Origin of the sequence: Pseudoalteromonas sp. TB51 (assembly GCF_000498055.1) — a bacterium.
Lineage (GTDB): Bacteria > Pseudomonadota > Gammaproteobacteria > Enterobacterales > Alteromonadaceae > Pseudoalteromonas > Pseudoalteromonas atlantica.
The window spans coordinates 9,748-14,776 of the sequence record NZ_AUTO01000076.1 but is presented as its reverse complement, the minus strand read 5'-3'; the positions used below and the strand labels follow the sequence as shown (position 1 = coordinate 14,776).

Below are 5,029 nucleotides of genomic sequence, written 5' to 3'. Positions count from 1 at the left end.
CCGCCGCTATCGGGGTTTGTTGGAAAAGTTTGGATCCTCAAAACAACCTTAAATAGCGAGCAAGCCTTACTATTTTGGCCTGTTTATTTAATTGCTAGCTTTGTTTTATTAGTTGCACTTTCTCGTGCTGGTACAAGTATGTTTTGGGAAAGAAAAGGCAATAAAACAGAAAGCGCCGAGGGCGAAAATGCTCACCCATTACAAGGGATGATAATTGTAGGGCTACTTGCGTGCTCACCTTTGTTAGTTGTTTTTGGCGGACCAATAAGTGAATACATGGTCAGTGCTGCTACGCAATTGCATGATATAAGTGGTGGCATTAATGCAGTTATGAAGGGAGGTGAGTAATGAGGTTACAAGCCCGTTATCGTTGGTTGCCAACGCCGTTTCGTAGTTTGTTTTTATTTTTAATTTGGTTGTTGCTTAATAATAGTGTATCCGCAGGGCATATAGTATTAGCTACGTTTTTTGCGATATTTATTCCGCTATTAAGTGTTTCATTACGTGATCCGCAACCTTTAATACTAAAACCAGGTTTGGCACTAAAACAATTGCTCATTGTACTTTACGATATAGTGGTTGCTAATTTACAGGTAGCCTTATTAATCATTGGTCCAGCTAAAAAGTTACGTCCTGCTTTTGTTAAAGTGCCTATAGATTTAATACACGATATGCCCATTACTATTCTTGCCAGTTGTGTATCTCTTACACCTGGTACAGTAAGTGCCGAGGTATATCCTATTCCTGAGTCACTAGACGAAGGCGAAAAGCCTAAACAGCGCTATTTACTTATACATGTGCTTGATTTAAAAGATGAAGAGGCACTTATTAAACAAATTAAACAGCGCTACGAAGCTCCCCTAAAGGAGATATTTCAATGTTAGATACTGTATTACTTATTGTATTTGCCATGATTGGTTTATCGTTACTGTTAAACCTATGGCGATTAATTATAGGCCCCTCAGTGCCTGATAGAGTTTTAGCCCTAGATACTATGTACATTAATGTTATCGCGTTAATTATTTTATACAGCATTAGTATGGGCACTGGTTTGTACTTTGAAGCCGCGTTATTAATCGCGATGCTTGGCTTTATAAGTACTGTTGCAGTATGTAAGTATTTACTACGCGGCGACTTAATTGAATAGGATATTATAATGATAAGCGAGTGGGTTGTATCAATATTACTACTTTTTGGTGGGCTATTTATTTTAATAGGGTCACTGGGCTTAATTAAATTACCTGATTTTTACATGCGCTTACACGGCCCTACTAAAGCAACAACACTGGGTATGGCCAGCATATTAATTGCTGCAATGGTATTTTTTGCAACGTCGGTGCACACCATAAGCGTAAAAGAGATTTTAATTACCGTGTTTTTATTAATTACTGCCCCTATTAGTGGGTATATGTTAATAAAATCAGCGATTCATCATAAGCTTAAAGCAAAAGAAGGCACAAAAGGGCTCGATAACGTAGAAGACGATTAGCCCCTGTGCACTGATAAAAAGGCCAAATAAACATGTTTTATTTGGCCTTTTTAGTATGGGTTTACACATTTACAAACTATTTTATACCCGTTCGCATAATTAAGTAATTTATTCTGAGGCTGGTAAAACGTGTTGATAATTTAGTAAAAAATTAGCTATTTAGTTGTTCTGAATGAGCATTTTTTAACGTAAGTAGCGACCCGTTTAGCCCCGTAAAATGAGTAAGTATTATTGCGGATTGATATTAATCATGTGAGTATGGTCTTACTTTTTATATTTAAGGATATGACAATGGCTAAGGCACTATTACTTTCGTTACTTATATTTTCTGGCAGCGTATTGGCTGNGACGAAGCAACTAAGCAGCAAAAAATAGACGAGCTGATAAACGTGATGAACATGGATGCTATGGTTGACTCAATGTACGGGCAAGTTGAAGGCATGATGAAAAATATGTCTGCACAAATGGGTGTTAAGCCCTCTGAGCAAGCTATTTTTGATAAATACTATGCAGATATGACCAACGTACTTAAAACCGAAATGAGCTGGAAAAAAATGCAGCCGATGATGGTTAACGTTTACGACAAACATTTTAACGAGCAAGAAATTGCCGACATGCTGGCGTTTTATAAAACTGAAACAGGGCAAAAAATTCTTCAAAAAATGCCTGTAGTAATGCAAGAGTCTATGCAAATGTCGCAAAGCTTAGTGCAAGATGCAATGCCAAAAATTCAGCAAATAGCCGGTGAGCTAAGTGAAGAGCTAAAAGCCTCTCGCCAACAAGAAAATTAATCTCTCTGCCTCTTTTTAAGCGCGCTCATTAGCGCGCTTTTATTTTATCAGCTCCAGTAAATTTAAATTATGCTTTAATGCTCCCCTCTATTGACCTGTGTGTCACACATAGGTTTACAATTGAGCTCTAAAATCTAAGGGGGCTAAATTATGTATGTTAAGCAATTAGCGAAGTTAATGGGTGTAACGCCTGATACAGTTCGTCATTACACACGAATAGGCCTTTTAACGCCCATACGTAGCCAAAGTAATGGCTATCAACAATATACAAAAGCAGACCGCCAACGTTTACAGTTTATTATAAGCGCCCGAAAGCTCGGGTTTTCCCTAAAAGATGTACAGCATATCATTGGCGAGTCAGAACAAGGACATTGCCCATGCCCACTTACACGGCAAATTATTACAGAACGTTTAGAAGAAACCGAAGCCTTGTTTCAAGAAACCCTTAAATTACGAGTGCGTATGCAAGCGGCGTTAAAACAGTGGGAAACATCGGCAGACGGCGCTGTTGCAAGTGATGTGTGTAGCTTAATAGAGACGTTTGTTGACCCACTTGTTGAGCCAAATAAAAGCGGAGATGTGCAATGAGTAGCAGTAAAACAACAGAGCAAAACTTTATTATTGAAGGTGCTAATTGTGGCAGTTGTGTAGCCAAAATAGAAAAAGCCCTCAATAGTGTGCAAGGCGCAAACAATGTCGAAATGAACTTTGCAGATCGCACGGTACGAGTAGAGGGCAGCGCGCAGCAAAGCACATTAATTAGCGCCGTTGAAAATATAGGTTACGGCGCAAAACCTATGGATAACACATCAGAGCAAGATGCGCTTGATGAAAAAGCCAAGTCAGACGAGGCACATTACAAAAAGCTAATGCGCAACATGATGCTGGCTTTAGGTATGGGCGTACCGCTTATGATTTATGGGCTTATTTTTGATATGAGCGTGACAACCACTAACCAGCGAATTGCATGGGGTGTGGTCGGTATTATCACGTTTGTCGTTATGGCTGTAGCAGGTAAGCAATTTTATAAAGGCGCTTGGCAGTCATTTAAAAATCATGGTGCTAACATGGATACGCTTATTGCTTTGGGAACGGGCACTGCGTGGTTATATTCAATGTTTGTTGTACTTGCGCCTAGCTTACTACCTGAGGTTGCAAGGCACGTTTATTTTGAAGCTTCTTCAATGATAATTGGGTTAATTAGTTTAGGCCTAGCTTTTGAAGTGAAAGCGCGTGGACGTACTTCGCAGGCTATTAAGCGTTTAATTGGCTTACAAGCAAAAACAGCCCGTGTAATACGCGATGGCGCAGAGCAAGATATAGACATTAGTGATGTGCAAAAGGGCGACCATGTAAGGGTACGCCCAGGCGAAAAGATCCCGGTAGATGGTGATGTGCTCGAAGGTAGCAGCAGATTAGATGAATCTATGCTCACGGGTGAGCCTATACCAGTGAATAAACAAGCTGGCGATAAAGTGGTTGCTGGCAGCATTAATAAAAGTGGTACATTATTATTTGAAGCCACACATATAGGGCAAGAAACAACCCTTGCCAATATCATTAATATGGTAAAACGCGCGCAAAACTCTAAGCCTTCAATAGGGCGATTAGCCGATGTTATATCGGGCATTTTTGTGCCCACAGTAATGATAATTGCGATATTAGCAGCCCTTGCATGGTTGAATTTTGGCCCAGCCCCTTCAATTGCTTATGCGGTGGTAGCGTTAACCACCGTGCTGATTATTGCATGCCCGTGTGCGCTGGGTTTAGCAACGCCTATGTCGGTAATGGTGGGAATAGGTAAAGCCGCCGAGTTTGGCATATTAATTCGCAATGGCGAGTCACTGCAAACTACCTCTAAAATTACTACCATGATTTTAGATAAAACCGGCACTATCACCCAAGGTGCACCACAGGTAACAGATGTTGTAACGTTTAATAACGCAGATGAAAATAACGTAATGCAATTAGTTGCAAGCCTCGAGAGTAGCTCTGAGCACCCACTTGCGGAGGCGATTACACAGTACGCTCAAAAACAAAACGTAACCTTGAGTAAAGTTACCGACTTTGATGCGATTACCGGTAAAGGTGTAAGTGGAACGGTGAATGGGCAAACACTGTTATTTGGCAATAAAGCGCTTATGGATAAATACGAGATTGCAGTTGATGACGCCACAGAGCAAGCACACACCTTTGCAAATGATGCAAAAACCCCGATGTACTTTGCCTGTAATAATCAACTAATGGCCTTAATTGCGGTAGCGGACCCGCTAAAAGATGACTCAGTACAGGCAATCAAGCGCCTGCAAAATGAAGGTATTCATCTAGTAATGCTCACTGGCGATAATAAAGCGACCGCACACGCTGTGGCTAAAAAAGTCGGTATTGATGATTTTATCGCAGAAGTGTTGCCAGAGGATAAAGTAAACGAAGTCACTAAACGCCAGCAGCAAGGCGAGATTGTAGGCATGACGGGTGATGGGATCAATGATGCCCCCGCGCTTGCTAAAGCAGATGTCGGTTTTGCAATTGGCACAGGTACAGATGTAGCCATAGAAAGCGCCGATATTACCTTAATGCGTGGCTCACTGCATGGCCTTGCCGATGCTATTGCCATTAGCAGCGCAACAATTAAAAACATTAAACAAAACTTGTTTGGTGCCTTTATTTATAATGTTGCGGGCATTCCTATTGCAGCCGGTGTGCTGTATCCGTTTATTGGTGTACTACTAAACCCAGTAGTGGCGGG

The 5,029-nt window shown here is 41.0% G+C and carries 4 protein-coding genes and 3 pseudogenes (1 of these 7 cut by a window edge); all 7 read left to right on the top strand.

Annotated features, from left to right (window positions below; translation table 11 throughout):
- Window positions 1–348, top strand: a pseudogene (locus L650_RS0103435) (monovalent cation/H+ antiporter subunit D); the annotation flags it as partial.
- Window positions 348–884, top strand: coding sequence for a Na+/H+ antiporter subunit E (locus tag L650_RS0103430; RefSeq protein ID WP_029772199.1), 537 nt, complete (start codon window positions 348–350; stop codon window positions 882–884). The pseudogene L650_RS0103435 and the gene L650_RS0103430, both read left to right, overlap by 1 nt.
- On the top strand, window positions 878–1,147 hold the full coding sequence (locus tag L650_RS0103425) for a K+/H+ antiporter subunit F (RefSeq protein ID WP_004585896.1): 270 nt from the start codon (window positions 878–880) through the stop codon (window positions 1,145–1,147). The genes L650_RS0103430 and L650_RS0103425 overlap by 7 nt, the downstream gene beginning before the upstream one ends.
- Before the next feature lie 9 nt (window positions 1,148–1,156).
- Window positions 1,157–1,489, top strand: a complete 333-nt coding sequence (locus L650_RS0103420; RefSeq protein WP_004585897.1) for a Na+/H+ antiporter subunit G — start codon at window positions 1,157–1,159, stop codon at window positions 1,487–1,489.
- A gap of 291 nt (window positions 1,490–1,780) precedes the next feature.
- Window positions 1,781–2,280 (top strand): annotated as a pseudogene (locus L650_RS0103410) (DUF2059 domain-containing protein).
- 150 nt (window positions 2,281–2,430) lie between these two features.
- A complete protein-coding gene (locus L650_RS0103405; RefSeq protein ID WP_029772197.1) occupies window positions 2,431–2,868 on the top strand; it encodes a MerR family transcriptional regulator in 438 nt (145 codons plus the stop codon).
- Window positions 2,865–5,029, top strand: a pseudogene (locus L650_RS0103400) (heavy metal translocating P-type ATPase); it runs 90 nt beyond the window's last position. The gene L650_RS0103405 and the pseudogene L650_RS0103400 overlap by 4 nt, the downstream one beginning before the upstream one ends.

What these genes read in the sequence shown, in the direction of transcription:
- L650_RS0103430 (WP_029772199.1), top strand. Translation starts at nt 348, where the DNA reads ATGAGGTTACAAGCCCGTTATCGTTGGTTGCCAACGCCGTTTCGTAGT.
- L650_RS0103405 (WP_029772197.1), top strand. Translation starts at nt 2,431, where the DNA reads ATGTATGTTAAGCAATTAGCGAAGTTAATGGGTGTAACGCCTGATACA.
- L650_RS0103425 (WP_004585896.1), top strand. Translation starts at nt 878, where the DNA reads ATGTTAGATACTGTATTACTTATTGTATTTGCCATGATTGGTTTATCG.
- L650_RS0103420 (WP_004585897.1), top strand. Translation starts at nt 1,157, where the DNA reads ATGATAAGCGAGTGGGTTGTATCAATATTACTACTTTTTGGTGGGCTA.